The 20,905-nt window shown below is 68.0% G+C and carries 22 protein-coding genes; 11 read left to right on the top strand and 11 right to left on the bottom strand.

What is annotated here, in order from left to right; genetic code table 11:
* The first annotated feature begins 88 nt into the window (after positions 1–88).
* Genes RJ05_RS06000 through RJ05_RS29215 form a run of 8 tightly spaced genes read left to right on the top strand, consistent with a single transcriptional unit; the run spans position 89 to position 7,362 of the window.
* On the top strand, positions 89–1,114 hold the full coding sequence (locus RJ05_RS06000) for an MCE family protein (protein ID WP_036534022.1): 1,026 nt from the start codon (positions 89–91) through the stop codon (positions 1,112–1,114).
* Entirely contained in the window at positions 1,114–2,196 is a 1,083-nt protein-coding gene (locus RJ05_RS05995; RefSeq protein WP_051016285.1) for an MCE family protein, read from the top strand. Before RJ05_RS06000 ends, RJ05_RS05995 begins: the two co-directional genes overlap by 1 nt.
* Positions 2,193–3,287 carry an MCE family protein gene (locus RJ05_RS05990; RefSeq protein ID WP_036534101.1) on the top strand — a complete coding sequence of 365 codons (1,095 nt, stop codon included), beginning with the start codon at positions 2,193–2,195 and terminating at the stop codon, positions 3,285–3,287. The genes RJ05_RS05995 and RJ05_RS05990 overlap by 4 nt, the downstream gene beginning before the upstream one ends.
* Complete coding sequence (locus RJ05_RS05985; RefSeq protein WP_081597187.1) at positions 3,284–4,414, top strand: MCE family protein; 1,131 nt, start codon at positions 3,284–3,286, stop codon at positions 4,412–4,414. Before RJ05_RS05990 ends, RJ05_RS05985 begins: the two co-directional genes overlap by 4 nt.
* A complete protein-coding gene (locus tag RJ05_RS05980; RefSeq protein ID WP_081597186.1) occupies positions 4,411–5,673 on the top strand; it encodes an MlaD family protein in 1,263 nt (420 codons plus the stop codon). The genes RJ05_RS05985 and RJ05_RS05980 overlap by 4 nt, the downstream gene beginning before the upstream one ends.
* Positions 5,674–5,700: 27 nt before the next feature.
* A complete protein-coding gene (locus RJ05_RS05975) occupies positions 5,701–6,363 on the top strand; it encodes an Rv1363c family protein (protein ID WP_036534020.1) in 663 nt (220 codons plus the stop codon).
* 25 nt (positions 6,364–6,388) lie between these two features.
* The gene (locus RJ05_RS05970; RefSeq protein ID WP_051016284.1) at positions 6,389–6,979 is read left to right on the top strand and encodes an SRPBCC family protein; all 591 of its coding nucleotides are present in this window, start codon (positions 6,389–6,391) and stop codon (positions 6,977–6,979) included.
* The gene (locus RJ05_RS29215) at positions 6,976–7,362 is read left to right on the top strand and encodes a phage holin family protein (protein ID WP_051016283.1); all 387 of its coding nucleotides are present in this window, start codon (positions 6,976–6,978) and stop codon (positions 7,360–7,362) included. Before RJ05_RS05970 ends, RJ05_RS29215 begins: the two co-directional genes overlap by 4 nt.
* A gap of 11 nt (positions 7,363–7,373) precedes the next feature.
* Here the strand turns inward: RJ05_RS29215 and RJ05_RS05960 are convergent, their stop codons facing one another.
* Both RJ05_RS05960 and RJ05_RS05955 read right to left on the bottom strand, forming a co-directional pair.
* Positions 7,374–8,474 (bottom strand): DUF6670 family protein, encoded by a 1,101-nt coding sequence (locus tag RJ05_RS05960; RefSeq protein WP_051016282.1) that lies wholly within the window; start codon positions 8,472–8,474, stop codon positions 7,374–7,376.
* Positions 8,475–8,578: 104 nt separating this feature from the next.
* Positions 8,579–9,208 carry a TetR/AcrR family transcriptional regulator gene (locus tag RJ05_RS05955; protein WP_036534015.1) on the bottom strand — a complete coding sequence of 210 codons (630 nt, stop codon included), beginning with the start codon at positions 9,206–9,208 and terminating at the stop codon, positions 8,579–8,581.
* Between the two features lie 81 nt (positions 9,209–9,289).
* Here RJ05_RS05955 and RJ05_RS05950 point away from each other — a divergent pair, with 81 nt between their 5' ends.
* Together RJ05_RS05950 and RJ05_RS05945 are read left to right on the top strand one after the other, a co-directional pair.
* Complete coding sequence (locus RJ05_RS05950) at positions 9,290–9,814, top strand: MarR family winged helix-turn-helix transcriptional regulator (RefSeq protein ID WP_036534085.1); 525 nt, start codon at positions 9,290–9,292, stop codon at positions 9,812–9,814.
* Positions 9,811–10,191 (top strand): DUF5313 family protein, encoded by a 381-nt coding sequence (locus RJ05_RS05945; protein ID WP_036534012.1) that lies wholly within the window; start codon positions 9,811–9,813, stop codon positions 10,189–10,191. The genes RJ05_RS05950 and RJ05_RS05945 overlap by 4 nt, the downstream gene beginning before the upstream one ends.
* Positions 10,192–10,250: 59 nt before the next feature.
* On the opposite strand, the gene RJ05_RS05940 is transcribed toward RJ05_RS05945, so the two are convergent.
* From RJ05_RS05940 to RJ05_RS05900, 9 genes are all read right to left on the bottom strand, one after another.
* Positions 10,251–11,207, bottom strand: a complete 957-nt coding sequence (locus RJ05_RS05940; RefSeq protein ID WP_036534011.1) for an MlaD family protein — start codon at positions 11,205–11,207, stop codon at positions 10,251–10,253.
* Complete coding sequence (locus RJ05_RS05935; protein WP_051016281.1) at positions 11,204–12,283, bottom strand: MlaD family protein; 1,080 nt, start codon at positions 12,281–12,283, stop codon at positions 11,204–11,206. The genes RJ05_RS05940 and RJ05_RS05935 overlap by 4 nt, the downstream gene beginning before the upstream one ends.
* On the bottom strand, positions 12,280–13,383 hold the full coding sequence (locus RJ05_RS05930) for an MlaD family protein (RefSeq protein ID WP_036534079.1): 1,104 nt from the start codon (positions 13,381–13,383) through the stop codon (positions 12,280–12,282). Before RJ05_RS05930 ends, RJ05_RS05935 begins: the two co-directional genes overlap by 4 nt.
* The gene (locus RJ05_RS05925; protein WP_036534008.1) at positions 13,383–14,462 is read right to left on the bottom strand and encodes an MlaD family protein; all 1,080 of its coding nucleotides are present in this window, start codon (positions 14,460–14,462) and stop codon (positions 13,383–13,385) included. Before RJ05_RS05925 ends, RJ05_RS05930 begins: the two co-directional genes overlap by 1 nt.
* Positions 14,450–15,454 carry an MlaD family protein gene (locus tag RJ05_RS05920; RefSeq protein WP_036534005.1) on the bottom strand — a complete coding sequence of 335 codons (1,005 nt, stop codon included), beginning with the start codon at positions 15,452–15,454 and terminating at the stop codon, positions 14,450–14,452. Before RJ05_RS05920 ends, RJ05_RS05925 begins: the two co-directional genes overlap by 13 nt.
* Positions 15,451–16,476 carry an MlaD family protein gene (locus tag RJ05_RS05915; RefSeq protein ID WP_036534076.1) on the bottom strand — a complete coding sequence of 342 codons (1,026 nt, stop codon included), beginning with the start codon at positions 16,474–16,476 and terminating at the stop codon, positions 15,451–15,453. Before RJ05_RS05915 ends, RJ05_RS05920 begins: the two co-directional genes overlap by 4 nt.
* Before the next feature lie 20 nt (positions 16,477–16,496).
* The gene (locus RJ05_RS05910) at positions 16,497–17,363 is read right to left on the bottom strand and encodes an MlaE family ABC transporter permease (protein WP_036534003.1); all 867 of its coding nucleotides are present in this window, start codon (positions 17,361–17,363) and stop codon (positions 16,497–16,499) included.
* Complete coding sequence (locus tag RJ05_RS05905) at positions 17,363–18,208, bottom strand: MlaE family ABC transporter permease (protein WP_036534073.1); 846 nt, start codon at positions 18,206–18,208, stop codon at positions 17,363–17,365. Before RJ05_RS05905 ends, RJ05_RS05910 begins: the two co-directional genes overlap by 1 nt.
* A 582-nt stretch (positions 18,209–18,790) precedes the next feature.
* A complete protein-coding gene (locus RJ05_RS05900; protein WP_036534001.1) occupies positions 18,791–19,582 on the bottom strand; it encodes a hypothetical protein in 792 nt (263 codons plus the stop codon).
* 530 nt (positions 19,583–20,112) lie between these two features.
* Between RJ05_RS05900 and RJ05_RS05895 the strand changes: the two genes are divergently transcribed.
* A complete protein-coding gene (locus RJ05_RS05895; RefSeq protein WP_036533999.1) occupies positions 20,113–20,784 on the top strand; it encodes a phosphate signaling complex PhoU family protein in 672 nt (223 codons plus the stop codon).
* Positions 20,785–20,905 lie beyond the last annotated feature (121 nt).

The raw sequence follows: 20,905 nt of genomic DNA, 5'->3' as shown, positions 1-20,905 counted from the left end.
CACCGGATGCCATCGGCCCATGTTTCGGGCCCGCGATCTCGAGCGGCGGGCTCGCATCCGTCCCACCATCAGCCGACCAGGGGAACCGATGACATACTCCCGCCGTTCGATAGCAGGACTGGCAGTATTCGTGGCCCTCGCTCTAGGCGCCACGTACACGATCTGGTCGACCCTGCAACGCTCGGTGCCCGGCGACACCACCGGCTATTCCGCCACCTTCACCGATGTGCTCGGTCTGCGGGTCGGTGACGACGTGCGGATGGCCGGGGTGCGGGTGGGCCGGGTCGATGCGATCGAACTCGATCCGCAGCGTAAGGCGCGGGTGGAGTTCTCGGTGCAGTCGCGGCAGCGGCTCTACACCACCACCAAAGCCCTGATCAGGTATCAGAACTTGATCGGTCAGCGGTATATCGCGCTGGCGCCGGGCGAAGGTGGTGGCCAACGGCTGACCGACGGCGCGTCGATTCCGTTGGAGCGCACCGAGTCCTCCTTCGATGTCTCCACGCTGCTGGCCGGGTTCGAGCCGTTGTTCAGCATGTTGCAGCCGGACGAGGTGAATTCGCTGTCGGAGACGTTGGTGCAGGCCCTACAGGGCGACGGAGTATCGCTGTCGGCGCTGATCACCCGGGCGGCGAGTCTGGCGAGCACGTTCCGGGAGCGCGACGAGATTCTGGGTGCGGTGATCACCAATCTCAGCGGCGTCATCGCGGGGCTGGCCAATCGCAGCCACGAATTGGAAACGCTCATCACCCAGTCACGCGCGCTGGTCACCGGCTTGTACGAGCAGGGCGAGACGTTGAAGGGCGCGGTCACCCAGGTTGCGGATTCGACCGACAAGCTCACCGAACTGATCGGACAGGTGGCACCGGGGATGGCACAGGCGCAGCTGGATGCGTCCGCCGGGGTGAGTCTGCTGCTGTCCAACGGCGCCCGGCTCGACCGCGCGGCCGTCGAGCTGCCGGATGTGCTGGCCGGGCTGGCGCGCATCAGCGGCAACGGGACCTACATCAATTCCTATGTCTGCGGCCTCGATGTGTCGCTGTGGGGCGTGCTGTTCCCGCAGGGCATGTTCTCGCAGGTCGGCGGGAATTCGCATACGGAGGTGTGCCGGTAATGGAGAAGTTCTTGGAACGCTTCCGGCTGATCAACCGCGTTCTCGTGCGGTTCGGGCTGCCGACCATGCCGCAGATGTGGGCCGCCGTCCCCAGCTATTCGCAGAACCGGCACTGGTGGCTCGGGCTGGTGGCCGGTGCGGCGGTACTCGCGCTGCTGGCCGGTTCGACGCTGCTCACCCAGGCCGGGATCGGGCACCGGACGGTGCGCGCGGAGTTCGCTCAGGCCGCGGGGCTGCGGCCGGGCGACAGCGTGGACGTCGCCGGGATCGAAGTCGGGACGGTGAAGGCGGCCCACCTGCGGCGCGACCGGATCGTGGTGGAGCTGTCCATCCGCGACGATCTCACCCTCGGCCCGGACGCCGGTGCGGCGATCGAGATGTCGACGATCCTCGGCAAGATGCACGTCGAGCTGAACCCCGGCACCGGCAGCGGCCTGCCCGGCGAGCTGATCCCGCTCGACCGCACCAGGGTCCCCTACAACCTGTCCAAGGTCATCGACGACCCGACGTACCAGCATTCCTTCGAGCACATCGAACGCCTCGACCCGGACAAGCTGCGGGCCGCGCTCGAGGCGGTGCACGAGCAGATGGGTGATTCCCCCGAACTCACCGCGCAGGCACTCGACAGCGTGGGCGTGCTGGCCGGGGTGATCGGTGATCGCCGTGCCGAAGTGGACAGTCTGCTGAAGAACATGGACGCCGTCGCACAGCTGGTGGCCGACAACCAGAACGGCGTGCTCATGCTGCTCACCCACGGCCAAGCCATCGGTGACGCGGTGGCGCGCCGCCAAGAGTTGATTCGCGGACTGCTCGACAATATCGCCGCCGCCTCGAAAACCTTGCAGGACATGGGTGTACAGAACAACGGCCGGCTGGGCCCGCTCATCCAGAACCTGAACACCATGTCCGAGGGCCTGCAGAAGAACCGCGACAACCTCGACGCCCTCTACCAGGTGATGCCGGTGGCGTTGCGGCAGTTCAACAATGCCTTCGGCAACGGCCCGTACGGCGAGGTCTATCTGCCGTGGGTGTTCCCCGACAACTGGCTGTGCCTGGCACACGCGGTACAGGAGTGCCGATGAATCACAACCGCATCCGTCTCGTCGTACTCGCTGTGGTCGCGGCGTTCGCCGCCGGCTGCTCGGCGCTCCCGCACAATCTGACCTCACTACCGGACCGTCTGCTCGGGAACCTGCTACATATCAGCGCCGATTTCGACAACGTCGCCGGGCTGTATGTCGGCAACGAGGTCTCGGTGCTGGGGCTGCCGATCGGCCGGGTCGACGCGATCGAGGCCAAAGGCGCGTACGTGGAGGTGCGCATGACCATCGACGATGTGGGGCTGCCTGCCGACACCAAGGCGGCGCTGATCTCACCCCAGCTGATCACCAATCGGCACATCGAACTCACTCCCGCGACCAGCGACGACGCGCCCACCCTGGTCGACGGTGCGCATATCCCATTGGCCCGCACCAGGACTCCCGTCGAACTCGATCGGATCCTGCGCAACTTCGAACAACTCGGCGAGGCGTTGAAGGGCAGCTCCACGGAGGGGCCGATGGCCAGCCGGGTGCTGTTCCCGATGCTGGACGGCAATGGCGACAAGATCCGCGCGACCCTCGACGCGCTGTCGTCGGCATTCGAGGTGACCCTCGCCAACAAGGATCAGATCTCCAACACCATCGTCCGGCTCAACGACATCACCCAGATCGTGGCCGAGAACGACCGGACCGTCCGCGATTTCAGCGCCCGGCTCACCGAACTGGTGACCTTGATGAGCGATCAGGCGCCCGGTTTGCAAGCGGTGCTCACTCAGCTCAACGACTTCGTCACCAACACCAGCGCCGTCGTTGCGGAGAACCGGGAACCGCTGACGGCGGCGCTGAACCGGCTCACCACCATCACCGCGCAGATGCGCGCGCACGCGCGGGGGCTGACCGAGATCGTCGATGTGGGGCCGCTGTTCTTCCAGAACTTCGCCGCCGCGATGAGCCCGGAGCATCAGGCGCTGCGGTTGCATCTGCTCACCGATAAGTCGCTGTTGGACAACGAGACGCTGTCGTTGTTCTGCGAGCGGGTGCAGTTACGTTCGGATGGTTGCCGCACGGGGCGGCTCGAAGATTTCGGGCCCGACTTCGGGCTCACCGCTGCACTGCTGGGGCTGACGCGGTGAGCGCGGCCTCCGGCGGCCGCGCCGGCACCCCAGCGAGAGCCGGCTCGAGCGGACGCCTGACCCGGCTCAGCGCCGCCGCGCTCGCCGTGCTCACCCTGAGCGGCTGCGCGGTCACCATCGACAATCTCCCGCTGCCCCAACCCGGCGTGGACGGGCCGAGCTACACCCTGCACGCGGTGTTCGACGATGCCCTCAACCTGCCCGAACGCGCCCGGGTCAAGATCGGCGGCACCGATGTCGGCGTGGTCAGCGAGATCGACACACTGGATTTCCGTGCCGAGGTGGCGCTGGAGATCAGCAGCGAGATCCAGCTGCCCGAGGGCACCCGTGCCGAACTGCGCCAGGCCACACCGCTCGGCGATATCTTCATCGCCCTCACTCTGCCCGAAAAACGCCCGGACGCCGTGCTGCTCACCGACGGCGACACCATCGACCGCGCGCACACCTCGGCCGGTGCGTCGGTGGAGCAGTTGATGATGTCGATGTCGATGCTGCTCGACGGTGGCGCGCTCAATCAGGTCGCCCGGATCACCAGCGAGATGAACTCGATGATCGGTGGGCGCGGCCCGCAACTGGCGCATCTGCTCACCGAACTGACCGCGACGCTGGACGCGTTGAACCAGCGCACCGGCCAGATCGACAGCGTGCTGCACGGGCTCACCGGGCTCACCGCGGTGCTCAATGCCCGCAAGGCCGAATTGGGGGCGGCCGCCGAACAATTTCCGCCGCTGATCGGGGTGATCGCCGAGAACAATCAGGCCATCGTCGACCTCACCGCGAAGGTGTCGGTCACGATGGCCGCGCTCGGCGACTTCACCACTACCACCGGCGAGCAATTCCGCAGCCTGTTCGATAGCGTGCAGCAGCTGATGGGCGGGTTCACCCGGATGGGCGACAACCTGGCCGGGACCCTCGACGGACTGCACACCCTCTACCCCTCGCTCCAGGCGACGACCGAGGGCACCGCTCTCGCGGTGGGCGCGCGCATCTCGTACCTGAGCCTCGGCGCGCTCACCGATCCGAGTGGCAGCCGGTTGCCCGACGGCAGCGACCCGGCCGCCTTCGTCGGCAGTCTGGCGCAGGTGCTGGCCCGGGTCCAGGAACGATTGCAGGGCGGGCACCGATGAGACAACGCCTGATCTATCCGTTGCTGCGGATGTTCGATGCCGCGCTGCGCTTGGCGGATCGGTGGCTGGAGCGTGGCGCGAATGTGCTCGTACGGGTGGCGACGTGGCTGTTCGAGCGGGTGAACGTTGTCGCCTCGATCGGTCTGGTGGCGATGCTGCTGCTCGGTGCCGGGTATATCGCGGTGGACATCGTGCGGTTCAATCCGCTGCGGGAAACCTACCGGGTCACGGTGATGCTGCCGGTGTCGGGTGGGCTACTGGTCGACAACGACGTCACGCTGCGCGGGGTGCGGGTGGGCACGGTGCGGTCGGTGGAGTTGGCCGATACCGGTGTGGTCGCTGTTACGGAGATCGAGGCCGGCACCCGGATCTCACTGGACACCACCGCCGCGGTGCAGCGGCTGTCCGCGGCCGGTGAGCAGTACCTGGATCTGCGACCCAGCACCGGTGAGGGCCCCTACCTCGCCGACGGTTCGGTCATCGACGCGACGCGGGTGTCGACGCCGGTGACGATCGAATCGTTCCTGACCAACACCAGCGGGCTGATCTCCGGGCTGAATCCGCAACGGCTCACCGTCATCGTCGACGAGCTGGACAAGGCACTGGCCGACGGGCCCGACCAGCTGCGCAACGTCATCGCGGGTATCAGCCAGGCGATGGCCGGGCTCACCGGCATGCTGCCGCAGACCACCCAGCTCATCCGGAACCTGAGCGTGATCGCCGAAACCACCTCACATGCCCAGCCCGACCTGGGCACGCTGGTGCGCGGCTCGGGTGTGCTGTTCGACCAGTTGACCGCCGCCGACCGGGAGGTACGGCGCCTGCTCGACCTGGGGCCCGGCCAGCTGGCGACCCTCGGCGGCGTCATTGCCGAGACCACCGACCCGATGACCGATCTGGTGATCAACTTCGTCGCCATCACCCGCGCCGCCCGCCTGCGCACACCGGCCATGCGGGCCCTGTTCCCGGCGATCAGGCTCGGTTCGGCCGCCATGGGAATCCCGGCCCACGACAACGCTTTCCACACCCTCACCGACATCTGGCCGCGCCCGACCTGCGAATACGAGACCATCCCCGTCTCCCCCACCCAGGTCTCCGACGGCCGCGTCCGCCTCTACAACTACTGCGTCACCACCCGCCCGGAAATCCAGATCCGCGGCTCCGCCAACGCGCCGCGCCCGAACCTGCCCGACAACGGCGCCGGCCCACCACCCGGCGTCAGCGGCGACGAACTCTCGGTCCCGTTGCCCGCCAAGTGAATGCACCCCATCGACGACAGGACTGCCATGAGCGACAAAGACCCGGAACCGAACCGACCGGACGAGGCACTCTCCGAGGCCGGTGCCGACAGTGCGGACCCGGCCGCCGACTCCGAAAGGAGCGCACCTGCGGCATCCGATGCCGATGCCATCCACGGGCAGAGCCGCAGCGGCGCCAGTGCCGATCGGATCACCCTCCCTCGCAACACAGTAATTCGGTCGGCGGGCGTCGCTCTTGTGATCGCAGCGCTGGGGGCGGCCGGATACTTCGCGTTCCGCGCCGAACAGATCCAGTCCCGCGAGGATGCCAGAGAGACCGCTCGGCTGGCGGCCTGCGAGTACGCGCCGGTGCTGGCCGACTACAACGCCCGGAATCTGGACACCTATTTCGCCGCCGTGCTCGACGGCGCCACCGGCGACTGGAAGCAGGAATTCGATGCCACCAGCAAGGACTTGCGCGAGGTGCTGACGCAGGGGCAGGTGGTGTCTACGCCGGGAGAGGTGCAGTGCGCCATCGAATCCGGCGATGAACACAGTACCCGAGCGGTCGTCGTGATCGGGCAGTCGATCAGCAGTCTCGGCACCCAGGGGCAACCGCGCGAGGGGCAGCTCGCGGTCACCTTGTCCATGCAGAACGTGGACGGATCGTGGCTGGTGAACGAGGTCAGCTCGCCGCTGCTGCCGCAGTGACCACCATCTATCGAGGGAACAGCCAATGAAACAACTCGTCATCATCGCCGCGGTACTCGTCGTCGCCGGCGCGATCGCCGGGTGCATCGCCCTGGTCGTCCTGCGCTCTCGTGTGCGACAACTGTTGTCCACCACCGCCGAACCGGAGCGGGAATCGCTGTTGCGCACCCTGCAATCGCGGCGCCCCACCTTCGAGATGACGGTGATCTCCCGGTTCGCCGCACCACCAGAGCGGGTATACGACGCCCTCGGCGAGGGTGCGTTCGCCTGGCTGCCGCTGATCAACGGCATGCGCTACCAGGACAGTGAGCGCGGCGTAGGCGCCATGCGGACCCTCGATTCTCTGCTGTTCGCATCGGTCGAACAGGTCACCAGGGCCGAGCCGGGGCGCAGGCTGACCGTCGTCGGCGTGCGGACCTCGATACCGCTCGTGGTGCTCACCTACCAGCAGGATTTCCGTCTGGAGCCCACCGCGGACGGCGGCACAGAAGTCGCCTGGACCGTCGGCGGCCGTCCCGCCATCTTCGCTTTCCTCCCCGCGAGCTGGGCCGCGCCGTTCGTCCGCCCGTTCGCCCGCTTCGCCCTCGGCCGGCTGTCGACGCGAGTGTCGGCATGACCGAAACCATCACCGAACCGGGACCTGGCTCCACCGAGCCGCAACCGGATATCCTGCTCACCAGCAGCTATCGAACGCTGCGCGCAGTATGGAAGTGGTTGCGGCGCAAGGCGCTCGCACTACGGGCCGACCTGCTCGACCGCCTACAGACCGCCCTGCTCGGCGCTGTCGCTCTCGGCGCCGCGGCGATCATGCTGGCCTGCGCGGGCTATCTCCTGCTCGCGGCCGGTGTCGAAGTGCTCGACCTGTGGCTACCGCGCTGGGCCGCCCTCCTGGTCGAGGGCTGCGCGTTACTGCTCCTCGCGGCCACCGCAGCAGCTATCGGCCTATGGCTCCTGGCACGCGCTCGCCGCCGGGGACCGACCGCACCCGGACGCCACTGATTACCTGCCCCTCAGCGCCCCTCGCAGTCCACCCACTCCACGTACCCGCTCCCATCGATCGGGCGCCCGCGCCACCTGCCCGTATAGGTCATGGCGCCCGCGTATCCGCGGCCGTGCCCGTAACGCAGGGGTGAGTCGACCGTGCCGGTCAGCGCGAACACCTCACGCCTGCCGTCGCGTACCGACCAGCGCAGCTCGCGTGGCACCCGCATGACCCGGCCGAGTTCGTCCACGGCCGGGCGGTCGGACAGGACCTCCATGCGCACGTCGGTGAACGCGCGGGCGTCGCCGTCCAGGGAGCGCAGGTGCGCCATGCGGCAGGCGGTGGTGCCCGCGGCGCGGACGTCGGTGAGCAGCAGTTGGGTGCGTTGGTCGAGATTGATGATCTGGTAGGTGAAGAAGTCGACCGGCACTTTGAGCCTCTCGGGCACCGGGCGCGCGGTCAAGGCCTGTGGCGAGAGGCAGCGGGCGTATTCGACGGTGCACAGGGTGTCGATTTCGGTGCTGCCCTCGGCGTCGGTGAGGGTGCCGCGGCAGGTCGCCAGCAGGCTGAAGTGGTCGTAGACGGGGGTGCGGATGAACCAGGACACCTGCGGCGTCGCGGTGATCTCGGCGTCGACCCGGAACCCGGGATAGCGGCCCGCCACGGTGAAATGCGGGTAGCGGCCGGTGATTTCGAGGTCCTCACCCCATCTGAGAGACGAGCCGTCGGCCGCGAACTCACATTCGGTGCGGGTGTCGTAGGCCCGGTAGTGGCGTTGCCCGGCGTGCGCGGTCGAAGAGAAGACGGTGCTGGTATGCCGGGCGTCGGCGACGGCCAGATAGTCGTTGTCGAAACAGACCGAGCCGGTGGCGCCGATCAGCGTCATGGTGTTCAGGTAGCGGTGACGTCCGGGCAGGCGGGGCAGGAAGATCCCGTAGTGCGTCCACGCCCACAGCGACGAATCCTGGTGCGGCCGAAGCATCTCCGGCCGGCCGAACGGTCGGCTGGATTCGATGATCCGCCGGTCGACGCGTGGTGCGAGCCCCGCGAGCAGCGCCCGCGCCGCGAGCCGCACCGGCAGGCTGCGCTGCCCCGGCTGGGACCGATCGGTGCTACCGGTTGCCGACATAAGAGAACGTCCTCCCGACCAGCGTGGGCGTCCGCCGGGGCGGTCGCCCGGCCGACGCGCCGTTGCGTGACCACTCGGTAATTTACCGATCGGTCATACGAGGGTCAAGGCGTCCGCTGCCGATCGCGCACGCCCGCGTCGGCGATCAGGTCGACGATGCGCAGGCAGCGCGCGGCCATCTCCGGCGCCGACTGCTCCGGATGACGCAGCCACCACCGCACCACCGAGCTGACCATCCCGGTCCACACCTCGGTGAGCACGGCCAGATCATCGGCATCGACGGTCCGCGTGCCCGCCTCGCCGACCACCGCGACGCCCCGCGAAGCCTGCTCGATCAATCGCTGCCGCACCCGGGACGCCTCCGCCAGCGCGTTCCCGTCTTCGGGCAGGCCGCGGTCCCAGATGACATTCCAGTCGTTGGGCCGCGGTTCCAAGGCGGCGAAGATCGCGGTGAACACCAACGCGGGCAATCGCAGGCCCGAGGCGCCGTCGGCCATCGCGGTCTCGATGTGGTTGGTCAAGTTGTCGCCCGCCCGGCGCACACAGGCCGCGTACAGCCCATCCTTGGAGGAGAAGTACGCCAGCACCATCGGCTTGGAGACACCGGACCTGGCCGCCACCGCCGCCAGCGAGGTACCCGCGTAACCGTGGCGGCCGAATTCCTCGGTCGCGGCATCGAGGATCTGCCGCTCCCGCTCCGCGCGCGGAACACCCTTCGTACCTGCCGTGCCCATGCACCTATCAGACCACAGCACGCAGAGGATGCCGATCACATTACTTAACGCACTAACTATTAATGCGCTAACGTGGAGGACATGAACGGACAGCCGACGGGACTCGAGATCGACGATCCGCTGCGCCTGGATCGCCAGGTGTGCTTCGCGCTCGCGGTGGCCAACCGGGCGGTGCTCGCGGTCTACCGGCCGCTGCTGGAACCGATGGGCCTCACCCACCCGCAGTACCTCGTGATGCTGGCGCTGTGGGGCTCGGCGCCGATGTCGGTCAAGGAGATCGCCGAGGCCATCCAGCTCGACTCCCCCACCCTGTCGCCGCTGCTCAAGCGGCTGCACAGCGCCGGACTGATCACCAGGGAACGCGACCCCCGCGACGAACGCAACCTGGTGATCGACCTGACCGAGCAAGGCCGCGCGCTGCGCACTCAGGCCGAAGCCATCCCGCCCGCGGTGGTGCAGCGGCTCGGCGTCAGCCTGGCCGACCTGGAGGAACTGCACACCGTGCTGACCCGGGTGAACCAGGCCGCCCGCCGCTCGGTGCTCGCCGAGCCCGAAGCGACCGAAGCGAACACCCACACCGCGCGCACCGAAGGAGCCCGCTCATGAGCCGCGAACACCGCCGCCCGAATCCGATCCAGTGGCTCGGCTACGCCTGCGGGCGCAAGCTGCCCGATTCCATGCGCGACTGGGTCCGCAACGATCTCACCGGCACATACGCCTTCCCGCGGCATGTGCTGCGCGGCCTGGTGCCGTTCGTCCCGCTGTTCGCGGTGTTCCTGTTCTTCCCCGGTGAGCTGTGGTTACGCGGTTCGATGGTGCTGCTGGCGCTGTTGCTCGCGCTGTTCTACACCGTCGCCTTCATGCCGATGAACCGCGCCCACCGCCTCGCCAAGCACGGCCTGCCTGCCGACCTCGAGAACCCCGAACGCGCCGACCGCCGCGCCGAGGAACGCGCCCGCTACGCCGCCCAGCACCCGCACTGAGAGTTACCTGAGCGAGGTATTTCCCGAGTGGCACCCTCGCTCAGGTAACTCTCGATGAACTACTTGACGGTGACGCGCACCTTCACGGCATCATCATCGGTGGATTCGAGCGCCTGCGCGATGAGCGCCGACAGATCCAGGCGCGGACCGGCGGTGGTGACGGCATCGGCCAGCGGTTGCAGGCCGGGCAGCAGCGAAGCCAGTTCCGGGCCGACCTGATGCACCCATTCGGTGAGCCGTTGCAGGAACGGCACCAGGCCGTTGCCCTCGAGGTACATCTGCGGGGCGTCGTCGGTCTGGATCAACCGGCCCACCGATTCGACCAGCTCGTCGAGTCGCTGCGCGAACTGGGTGAAGGCGGGCGCGGCGGCGGCGGTGGCCGGGCCCGCCCAGTCGATGTCCTGGGAGACGGTTTCGAAATCATTGAGCAGCTGCGCGATCTCCGGTTCCCTGGAGACGATGGTCGAGGCCAGCAGGTCGGCGGCGCGGGTGAGTTCGGGCATCACCGCGTCGGTGCCGTGCAGCGCCACGCTCATGGTTTCGGCCAGTGACCCGACCACCTCGGGGTCGAGCTGGTTCATCGTCTTGGTGACCATTCTGGCCGCCTCGGGAATCGACAGCGGGGTGCGCACGTCCTGCGAGTGCAGCCGCTGCCCGTCCTCGAGGTACGGTCCCGCACCGGTTTTCGGCCGGAACTGCACATACGGTTCACCGAGCGCGGACAGGTGCTCGATGGTGACGACGCTGTCGGTGGGCACCTTGTGCTCGCTGTCGACGCGCAACCCCACCTCCACGCCGGCGGCGGTGCGGTCCACCGACGTCACCCGGCCGACCTCGATACCGGTCAGCAGGATCGGCGAACCGACGCCGAGCCCACCGGAGTTCTTCAGCACCATCGATGCCTCGGTGTAGTCGGCGAACGGATCCACCTGCACCACACCGAAAGTCAGATAGCTCGCGCCGAGCACGGTGATGGCGGCGATGCCGCCGAGAGAAGCCAGCGGGCCGATCTTCATCGGATGGCTCCGATCATGCGCAGGGTGTCGATGATGCGGTCGATCTGGTCGTCGGCGGAGATCGGGGCGCCGCCCGCCGGTGTCACCTGGACGTCGGCGATGTTGACCTTGGCGCCGCGCTCTGCGAACGGAATGATCTTGTCGCGCAGCAATGCGGTGAGCAGCGCCAGATTCGACGGCGAGGCGGTGTTCAACGGTGCGCCCGTGGCCAGCGGCGCGAACGCCATCGCAGCCGCGTCTCCGGCCTGCACCAGCGGCGTCAGCCAGGTCATCGAGGCACCGACCGGCGCGAGGGCGCCGAAGATATCGGTGACCCCGCCGATGGAATCGGTGGCATAGGTCATCTGCTGCACGGATTCCGGGCTCAGGATATTGTCCAGCTCCGGCTGGATCCCGTGCAGCACACGAGCATTCGTGCCGAGACCGTAGAGCAGCCGGTCCACCTGATCCAGATTGGCGGCCAGGTCGACGACGTCGCCCGCGATCACCTGGGTGATGCGCTGGGTCTCCATCGGATCTTGCGGCAGCACCGAGTTGAACCGGTTGATGATGTCCTGCAACTGGCCGACCGCACCGCCCTGCACGAACACCGCCATGGTGGCCATGGTGTCTTCCAGCTGCACCGGCGGTTTGGTGTGATCGAGGGTGATGGTGCCACCGCGCGGCAGCAGTGTGCCGAACCCGTCGGGCGGGGTGGTCAGCGCGATGTGGATATCGCCGAGCACGGTGTTCTGCCGCAGTTCGGCGACGGTGGTGGCGGGCAGGCGCACGTCATCGGAGACCTCGATGTCGACCACCACATACCCGCCGCGTCCGTCGGGTGCCTCGGCCGCGGGCACCACCCGCACCGAATCCACCGTCCCGACCTGTGCGCCGTTGGCGATCACCTTGGCGCGGGCGGGCAGGTTCAGCACATTCGCGAACTCGATGCTGACTTTGTAGGTCGACCCGGACACCGACGTACCCGGCACCGGCACCTGCGACGGATCGAACGCGCAGCCACCGGCGAACAGCACCGCCGCCGATGCCAGCGCGATCGCGGCCGAGCGCATTCGCTTCCCGAGCAGCGTGGTCATCGCGCACCTGCCAATCCCAGCACCAGCTGAACGAGTTGGACATCGACCATGCCGTTGCCCGCGCCCGCGCACCGGCCGGGCGCCACAGCGTTGATGGCGGTGCAGACCTGGTCGGCGTCGCGCTGGGCGATGGCCACCTTCGGCGGGGCGTAGACCAGGCCGGGCGCGCCCGTCGACGGATCGGTCACCGAGCGGAAGGCCGAGGTAAGCGCCGGCGTCATCAGGACGATGTCGCGCAGCGATCCGACGTTGGCGCGCAACATCTTCACCAGCGGCAGCAAGCCGTCCAGGGTGCCCATGAGCGGGTCGGCCAGGATGGTGGTCAGGTCGTTGAGCATGGGCAGCACCTCGCGCAGCCCGTCGAACAGGGCCGCGCCCGGCACCAGCAGATCGTTGCTGGCCTGGTTGAGCACCGGGGCCAGCCGGGTGAGCATGGTCTTCAGATCACCCCAGTGCGTGCTGACCTTCTGCGACACCGAGGAGAACGCGTCGAAGATGCCCGCGAGGTGGCCGATATCGGCGTCCGGGGACTTCAGCGTCGAACCCAGCTTCATGACCAGGTTGTTGATCTGCGCGCCGGTGCCCGCGGTCGCCGAATCCAGTGCGCGCAAACCACCGGCCAGCGCGTCCGGCTGGGTCTGCGGGGTCCCGCCGATCTCCTCGGACAGGGCCGCCAGCGCGGTGATGGTTTCGGTGAGGCTCTTGGGCGTCAGGGTTTTGGTGATGCACTGCCCGGCGTCCCACTGCTCGGCAGTCTTGCCGCTGGCCAGCACTGCGAGCTCGCGGTCGGCGACGACGCTGTCGGAGACCGTGGTCGCGGAGGCGTCGGCGTACACCGGATACTGGCCGTCGACCTCGAAATCGACGCGCACGGCCGCGCCTTCGGGCCGGATGCCGGTCACCGTGCCGACATCGATCCCGCGCATCGAGACCTTGTTGCCCTCGTAGAGGCCGACACTGTCGGGCATGATCGCGCAGTACGACCGGGTCTCCTTGATCGGATCGAAGGCGATCACATAGCCGACGACGGCGAGCAGCACGATGACCAGCGCGCCCGCGATCGACATGAATGCCTGCGAGCCGAGAATCCGCTTCACCATCAGCACACCTTCCCCGGCACCGGAACACAGATCGGGCCCAGCGCCGCAGCCGGGTCCAGACCGGGTGGCGCGGTGACGGTTTCGCCCGAACGGTCGATGGTCACCGGCCCGTCCGGGATCACCAGCCCGCTCAGCCGATCGCCGAGCCCCTGCACGGCGGTGATCAGCGGTTCGAGCTGGGTGCCGAACTCTTGCAGCCGCGGCAGCGCGTCCGCGAGCTGCTGCGCCTTCGGTTTCAGTGTGTCGTCCCAGGACGGAGCCAGCGTGGCCAGTCGCTGCACCACCGAGGACAGCAGCCCGACCGCCGCTTTCAGTTCGGCGCGCTTGTCCAGCAGCACCGTTTCCATCAGGTTGACGTTGTCCATCAGCCGGCCCAGATCGGACTTCGCGCCGTCGTACATGGTGACGTACTCGTCGGCCACGGCAATCGCGTTGGACACCTGGGTGCGCTGACGTTCGATTGCGTCGAGGTACTGGCCGAGGGTGTCCAGCGTGGTCCGCAAGGTGTCGGGCGCACCGTCGATCGAGGTCTGGATCGAGGCCAGATTGCGGCGCAGGGTATCGCCGTCGGTGGCCTGCAACGGCGCGGTGGCGTCCTGGAAGGTTTCGATCAGGCTGTAGGGCAGGCGAACCCGCTCGGCCGGAATCGCCTTGTCTCCCAACGGCTGGTCACCGGCCGGGAACAACGCGACGTAGTGGCCGCCGACGATGGTGAGCATCCGGATGTCGAGGGAGGTCTGATCGCCGACGAACACCTCCGAATCGACGGTGAAGCGCATGACCACCCGATCCGGCTTCAACTCCAGCGATTCCACCGTGCCCACCGAGATACCGGCCAGCCGCACATCGTCGCCCGCCTTCACCGATTGCGCCTCGGTGAGTTCGGCGGTGTAGGTGGTCTTGCCGAACGGCACCACGTACACCACCGCGGCCGCGACCGCGGCGATCACCAGCGCGACGGCGCCGATGATGCCGAGCCGCAATTCCTTACGCAGCCGGGTGGGCTCGTCCATGATCGGGGTATCGCCGCTGAACACGCGGCGGATCCGGTCCAGGCCGGGCAGTTTCACGCGTTGCATATCGCGACCTTCTGTCCGCCGATGAGCACCTGCACCGGCTCGGGCAGTTCGGCTTGTCCTTTGCTGCACTCCGGTTTCCACCCGGCGACGGTGCGCGGCAGGGCGTTGTCGACCGCGGCGAGCAGGCCGGGCAGCCGGCCGAACACCTCGACCGCCTCCTGCGGGTCCGGGAACAGCCCGCGGATCATCGCGTCGACATCGGTGCTGCCGTCGGTGGCCAGGCCGAGTGCGTCGAGCAGGCGGTCGATGGGGCCGAGCACCGAGGGCGCGGTCATGGCGAATTCGGCCAGGCCGCCGACATTGGCGCGCAGGCCCTCGAAGATGTCGGACAGCCGCGCCAGCAGCGGCACCAGATGATGCACCCGGCCGCCGACCCGGTCGGCCAGATCGGACATGTTGCCGACCAGGGTAGCGATCACTTCTTGACGGTTGCCGACGTGCTCGCTGAGCTTGCCGATCGCGTCCAGCGCCGGACCCAGCCCCGCGCCGTCGCCCTCGATCACCGCGAGCATGCTCTCGGTGAACTGGTTGATCGCCTCCGGGGACATGGTGGCCAGCACCGGCTTCAAACCGTTGAACAGGCTGGTCACGTCGAACGACGGAAGCGTCATATCGGTGCCGATGCGGGCGCCGTCGGGCAGCCGGGTCCCCGGATTCGGCTGCTGCTGCAAATCGATATAGCGCTGGCCGGTGAGGTTCTGGTACCGGATGGCCAGCACGCTGTTGTCGTAGATCGGCGTCGAGGTCTTGACCGTCAGCCGCACCTCGGCCTGATAGCCGTCGAGCTCGATGCCCTCGACCTTGCCGACCTGCACGCCGTACATGCGCACGTCATCGCCGACCTTGAGACCGTTGGCGTCGGTGAACAGCGCGCTGTGCGCCTCGGTGTCACCGTCGACCGGCCGTTTGATGGCGGTGATCACCACCAGCAGGATCGCGACCATGACCGCGGCGAACGTCGCCAGTCGCCAGGCCGCACCACGCACCGTCATCGGACACCTCCCTTCGCGGGCAGCCCGAGCAGCGGCACCGCGATACCCGGCACGCCACGCAGTTCCAGCTCGACATCGAGAACGGGACCGTCCGGTGTGTCCTTCATGGCGGCGCCGAGCCGGGTCAGCAGTGCGCGCAGATCGGCCGCCGACCGCTGCGGGGTCGACACCGTGCGCGCCAGCACCGTGAGCATCGGCGCGAGCATGTCGGTGTAGCCCGACAGCTGCCCGGCTTCGGTGAGGGTGGTGGCCAGCGCGGGCAGGATCTGCCCGGTCAGCGCGGCCACACCGGTGTCGAGGCGCTCGCGGTCGGTGTTCAGCACGTCGATCTCGACGAACTGATCGATGACCTCGATGGTGGCGCCGGCGAACTTGCCGCCGCCGTCGAAGGCGCCGCCGAGGCGGCCGACCAGCTCCGAGGACGGCATGGACTGGTTGTCGGCGACGGTGCGCGCGGCCGCGATCAACGCCTGCGCCAGCGGCGTGAAAGCCTCCACGTCGGCGGCGGCCTGCGCGATGACGGTGGCCATCTGCGGGGTGAACACCGTCGCGCCCACCTGCGACATGCCGCGCAGCAGGCTGCCCATGGTGGCGTCGTAGACGTCGGCGGAGCGGTCGCCGGTCAGGTCGATCACCATGTCCGCGCGCAGCGGGGAACCGCCGGAACCGGGCAGCAATTCGAGTTCGCTGACGCCGAACAGATTCGACGGCGCGTAATCGACCTTCAAGCTGTCGTCCAGCCCGGACAGCCGGGACTCGTCGAGGTCGAGGGTGATGCGCTGGGTGCCGCGCTCAGCGGGAGCGATCTCGGCGACCTCACCGACCAGCACGCCGTCCACGCGCACCTGGGTGCCCGCGATGACACCGTCACCGATCTGCTCGGTCCGCAAGGCGATGCGCAACCCGTCCTCGGAGCGCAGCCCGCGATAGCAGACGGTGGCGAGCAACACCGCGACGATCACGCCGACGATGGCCGCGCCCACCGTCATCGCGCGCGTGCGATCCGCTGCCACTCCGGGCATTCCGTATTTCGGCATCTGTCCTACCCCGTGAAACTGATCGCCGCGTTGAAGCCCCACAGGGCAATGGACAGCACCATGTCGATCGCGATGATCGCCACGAAGCTGGCGCGCACCGCGCGACCGGACGCGATACCCACGCCCTCCGGGCCGCCGGTGGCGAAGAACCCGTAGTAGCTGTGCACCAGGATCACCACCGTGCCGAAGATCGCCACCTTGATCACCGCGGCGATCACGTCGAACCCGGACACGAACTGGAAGAAGTAGTGGTCGTAGACGCCCGCGGACTGGCTGTGCACCAGCGTCAGCAGGCCGCGACAGGCCAGGTAGCTCAGGATCAGCGCGATCAGGAACGTCGGCACGATCGCGATGGCGCCCGCGATGACGCGGGTGGTGACCACGAACGGCACCGACCGCAGGCCGAGCGCCTCGATGGCGTCGATCTCCTCGGAGATGCGCATCGAACCGATCTCGGCGGTCATCCGGCAGCCCGCCTGCGCGGCGAACCCGATGGCGGCGGCAATCGGTGCCAGCTCACGGGTCGAGGCGAAGGCCGACACGATGCCGGTGACCGGGCCCATGCCGAGCATGTCCAGGATCGCGAACGATTCCACGCCCACCGAGGCGCCCATCACCAGTCCGAGCACGATCATCATCGGCACCGTGCCGCCGCCGACGATGACCGAGCCGCGGCCCCAGGTCATATCGGTGATCGCCCGCATCGTCTCCTGGCGGTAGCGGCGCAACGTCAGCGGCACCGAGGACAGCACCTGCCAGACGAACACCGCGACGAAACCCAGCGATTCGACACCGCGCAGCACCCGGCTGCCGCGGCGGAAGTAGCGCGCGGCCCAGCCGAGCCCCTTCGGGACATACGACGAGGTCGACATCAGACCAGCCTCGTCGGCATGAACATGGCGCTGATCTGCGACATCGCCAGGTTCACGATCACGATCGACACCACCGACAGCACGACGGCGGCATTCACCGCGTCAGCCACACCGCGCGGGCCGCCCTTGGCCTCCAGCCCGCGCTGACAGGCGATGACGACCACCAGGAACCCGAAGATCAACGCCTTCAGCAAGGAGACCCACACGTCGGCGACGGTGGTGAACGAGCCGAAGGTCGCCCAGTACGAACCGGGCGTGACGCCTTGGCCGCCGATGGCCACCAGGTATCCGGCGAGCACGCCGACGAAGATGATCAGCACATTCAGCAGCGGCGCGACGATCAGCATCGCGACCATGCGCGGAATGACCAGTCGGTGGATCGGGCTGATACCCATGGTGTTGAGCGCGTCGATCTCCTCACGGATGGTGCGCGCGCCGAGATCGGCCGCGATCGCCGCCGCACCGGCACCACCGAGCAGGAATCCGGTCGCCATCGGCGCACCCTGTTTGATCACGCCGAGCCCGCCGGTCGCGCCGAGCAGCGAATCCGCGCCGAGAGTGTGGATGAGGTTGCCCACCTGCACCGACACGATCACGCCGAACGGGATGGCCATCAGGATCGCCGGGATCGCGGTGACGGTGATCAACCGCCACGCCTGGATCAGCGTCTCCTGCCATTGGAATTTGCCGCGCGCGATATCGCTGGCCGCGCCCGTCATCGACTCCTGCGCCATCCCGACCGCGCGACCGAAGGTCCGCAGCGACGACACCACCGTGCCGGAGAAGTTCTTGCGCACGATCGCGACGGCGGAATCGCTCGGGGGTTTCCGGGTATCCAGCGTCATCGGCGAAGTCCTCGCGCCGCGCTCGCGATGCTCGAGCACCCGCGCGGGCGGCGGCGTGTTTCGGGTTTCATGGCGCACTCTCTGCTTTCGGCGTCGATGCCAACCCTGAGGAAGCTAATCGTTACGAGAGGTGACATACAAATTCACAGGGGGGTGACCATGAACACAAAGAAACCGAATCCGACATCACCCGAGAGGGTTGGTGTTATAAGTCACCTTCGCTTGCGGAGTGGTCCGCCCACCGAGGAGCCGCGGGCACCGAACACGGGCCGACCCCAGACTATTTGCGCACGTCAGAAGGACGAGTAGGCGCAGATGGACTGCGTCGTCGGCTCCCACAACAAGCACGCCTGACCGATTACCGCGGGGCCCCTGGGGTGCCTAGCAGTGCCGGCGGTCCGGCGACATCTAGGGGCCTGGGCCTGCCACGGAAACCTTGGCCGCGAACCCGGCAAACGCCCGCGAAACACTGACATCCGCAGCCCGGTTCCGTGGTCGTCAGCGCGATCGGTTGCCTCGACCGCGGCTCGATAAGCGACCGTGCGGTGCCGAATACCGCACGGCGGGGAGCGCGGCTGGGTTCTAGCGGTCGACGCCGGTGATGCGCTCGCCGGTGGACGGGCCGTCGGGATCAGTTTGCGCCCCGGCCGGTTCGACGATCGCAGGTTTGTCCGTGGAAACCGCTTGCGCCGTCGCGGGTTCGGCGGCCTCGGAGCCCGTGCGCGCTGCGGGGGATGCGGATTTCAGGGTGGCCGCGCGACCTGCCGCGTCCCATTTCTCACGCAGGGCAGAGACTTTCGCCATCAACCCGCCGGGTTCGACACCGCGCCCGACCAACCACTGGGTCACCGCCGCCAATGCCGATACCACCGCGATTGTCGCGGCAGCCACAGCAGAGGCGGTGAAACGGGAGGTGGCGACGTACTGAGCCTCGCTCGCGCCGGGCACGATGAATTTGCCGTTGCCCTTGACCCAGCTCAGAAGCTGGCCGACCTGGCCGCCGAGATCGTATCTTCGATCGGTGAGGGCCTTGAGTGCGGCGCCCTTGCTGTCGAGATACACCATGGTGAACAGGACGAGCACCGCAACGCCCACCGACGAGAAAACCACCAGCCGGGCGAAGTACTCCGAGGGCATACGGAAATAGAGCACGACCAGACAGATCGTCAGCACGATGGCGGCCGCCGTCGCGAACGCCCAGAGCCCGCTGACCTGCGGGGTTTTCGGCGCAGAATTCGACCACACCATCAGGTATTTGGTGGACACATCAAGACGCCCGAAGGCCGTGGACTGCACCGAACCGTCGGCACCAACGGCCACCAGCCAGGGTCGGGTCATCAGCACCAGCGTGATGAACGCCCCCACCGCCGCCACCAGATAACCCCAGTGCCCTCGCAACGGAGCCCCCACCCCGCGAGCCGCCGCCGCGCGGGCGCGTACCGCGTCGGCGCGACGCCTCCTCGAATCTCCGGCGGATTCCCGCCCAGCGACGGGCGCAGTCTTCCTCTCGGTCGGGTCTTGCGCCACGTTCGTCGCGCCCGATTCATCGCGTGTGCTTGCGTCCGCCACACCGTCAGCGGAACCCACTCCTAAGAGCCCACCGTTGCCCGGCTCAGCGGGTCCCGGTGTGGCTTGCCGGTCGGAGCCGTGCGTGGACGCGGATTCGCCGGTGTCTCGGGCAGCCTTGGCCTGCCAGGGGTTTGGGCCCGCCATTACCGCAGTTTATGGTGTCTGCACTGCTGGGAATATCGCCTGACCCGGCCGGATCGGCGTCGGCGCGGACTGCCCGGGCGGGCAGCGGGCCTCGGATTCGCGGGGCGCGGGAGTGTATCTCGCGGGGTCGCGGCAACGAAGATCACGCGATCAATCGACCGGCGGGGTACACATAGGCGACAATTTGGCGCGTGCGGACCCAGTTCACCAATGAGCTCGTCGCGTTGACCGATGAGTTGACGCAGATGTGCCGGCTCACCCAAGACGCCGCCGAGCGCGTCACCGATGCGCTCGTCGAGGCCGATCTCACGGCGGCCTACGAGGTTTTCGCGCTCGACGAGCGCCTACAGGCCATGTACGCGGCGTGCGAGGAACGCACGGTGGTGCTGCTGGCGCTCCAGGCGCCGGTCGCCCGCGATCTGCGGCATGTGGTGACCGCCATCCAGATCGCCGGTGAGCTGTCCCGGATCGGCTGGCTCACCAGCCGGGTGGCCGATCAGGTCTACAAGAGCAGCCCCGACCCGGTGGCTCCCGAACCGATCGTGGCCCTGCTGGCCGAGATGGGCAGGCGCGCCGCCCGCGCGACCGCGCACGCGCTGCGCTCGGTCGCCGCAGGCCAGCAGCCGCCCGAAGACGCTCCCGACCCACCCGCCGAGACCATCGAAGAGCTCAACCACCAGCTCCACGCCGCCCTCAGCGCCCCCGCCTGGACCGGAAGCACCGACACCGCAATCGAACTCGCGCTGCTCGGCCACCATCTGGAACGCTGCGTCGACCACACCGCCCGCATCGAACGCCTCATCCGCTTCCTCGACACCGGCGTTCCACCGACCGCACAGCCCATCGAGGAGGAGCGGGACTGAACGCGCCGCCACGGTCGAAGCCAGGTCCCACCGGCATTCACCACGCCCCGTGGGAGGGGTAGGCACTCGCGCCGTCGACCGAAGCGAGTCCCGCTGTTCACACCACCCAGCGTTCGTGCCC

It is taken from the genome of Nocardia cyriacigeorgica NBRC 100375, from assembly GCF_000308555.1.
GTDB classification, from domain to species: Bacteria; Actinomycetota; Actinomycetes; order Mycobacteriales; family Mycobacteriaceae; genus Nocardia; species Nocardia cyriacigeorgica.
Note: the sequence above shows the minus strand (reverse complement) of the source record. Positions and strands in the feature narration are given on the sequence as shown.

Bases quoted from the DNA above. Each gene is read 5' to 3' on its own strand.
- RJ05_RS06000 (WP_036534022.1), top strand. From the start codon at position 89: ATGACATACTCCCGCCGTTCGATAGCAGGACTGGCAGTATTCGTGGCC.
- RJ05_RS05995 (WP_051016285.1), top strand. From the start codon at position 1,114: ATGGAGAAGTTCTTGGAACGCTTCCGGCTGATCAACCGCGTTCTCGTG.
- RJ05_RS05990 (WP_036534101.1), top strand. From the start codon at position 2,193: ATGAATCACAACCGCATCCGTCTCGTCGTACTCGCTGTGGTCGCGGCG.
- RJ05_RS05980 (WP_081597186.1), top strand. From the start codon at position 4,411: ATGAGACAACGCCTGATCTATCCGTTGCTGCGGATGTTCGATGCCGCG.
- RJ05_RS05975 (WP_036534020.1), top strand. From the start codon at position 5,701: ATGAGCGACAAAGACCCGGAACCGAACCGACCGGACGAGGCACTCTCC.
- RJ05_RS05970 (WP_051016284.1), top strand. From the start codon at position 6,389: ATGAAACAACTCGTCATCATCGCCGCGGTACTCGTCGTCGCCGGCGCG.
- RJ05_RS29215 (WP_051016283.1), top strand. From the start codon at position 6,976: ATGACCGAAACCATCACCGAACCGGGACCTGGCTCCACCGAGCCGCAA.
- RJ05_RS05960 (WP_051016282.1), bottom strand. From the start codon at position 8,474: ATGTCGGCAACCGGTAGCACCGATCGGTCCCAGCCGGGGCAGCGCAGC.
- RJ05_RS05955 (WP_036534015.1), bottom strand. From the start codon at position 9,208: ATGGGCACGGCAGGTACGAAGGGTGTTCCGCGCGCGGAGCGGGAGCGG.
- RJ05_RS05950 (WP_036534085.1), top strand. From the start codon at position 9,290: ATGAACGGACAGCCGACGGGACTCGAGATCGACGATCCGCTGCGCCTG.
- RJ05_RS05945 (WP_036534012.1), top strand. From the start codon at position 9,811: ATGAGCCGCGAACACCGCCGCCCGAATCCGATCCAGTGGCTCGGCTAC.
- RJ05_RS05940 (WP_036534011.1), bottom strand. From the start codon at position 11,207: ATGAAGATCGGCCCGCTGGCTTCTCTCGGCGGCATCGCCGCCATCACC.
- RJ05_RS05935 (WP_051016281.1), bottom strand. From the start codon at position 12,283: ATGACCACGCTGCTCGGGAAGCGAATGCGCTCGGCCGCGATCGCGCTG.
- RJ05_RS05930 (WP_036534079.1), bottom strand. From the start codon at position 13,383: ATGGTGAAGCGGATTCTCGGCTCGCAGGCATTCATGTCGATCGCGGGC.
- RJ05_RS05925 (WP_036534008.1), bottom strand. From the start codon at position 14,462: ATGCAACGCGTGAAACTGCCCGGCCTGGACCGGATCCGCCGCGTGTTC.
- RJ05_RS05920 (WP_036534005.1), bottom strand. From the start codon at position 15,454: ATGACGGTGCGTGGTGCGGCCTGGCGACTGGCGACGTTCGCCGCGGTC.
- RJ05_RS05915 (WP_036534076.1), bottom strand. From the start codon at position 16,476: ATGCCCGGAGTGGCAGCGGATCGCACGCGCGCGATGACGGTGGGCGCG.
- RJ05_RS05910 (WP_036534003.1), bottom strand. From the start codon at position 17,363: ATGTCGACCTCGTCGTATGTCCCGAAGGGGCTCGGCTGGGCCGCGCGC.
- RJ05_RS05905 (WP_036534073.1), bottom strand. From the start codon at position 18,208: ATGACGCTGGATACCCGGAAACCCCCGAGCGATTCCGCCGTCGCGATC.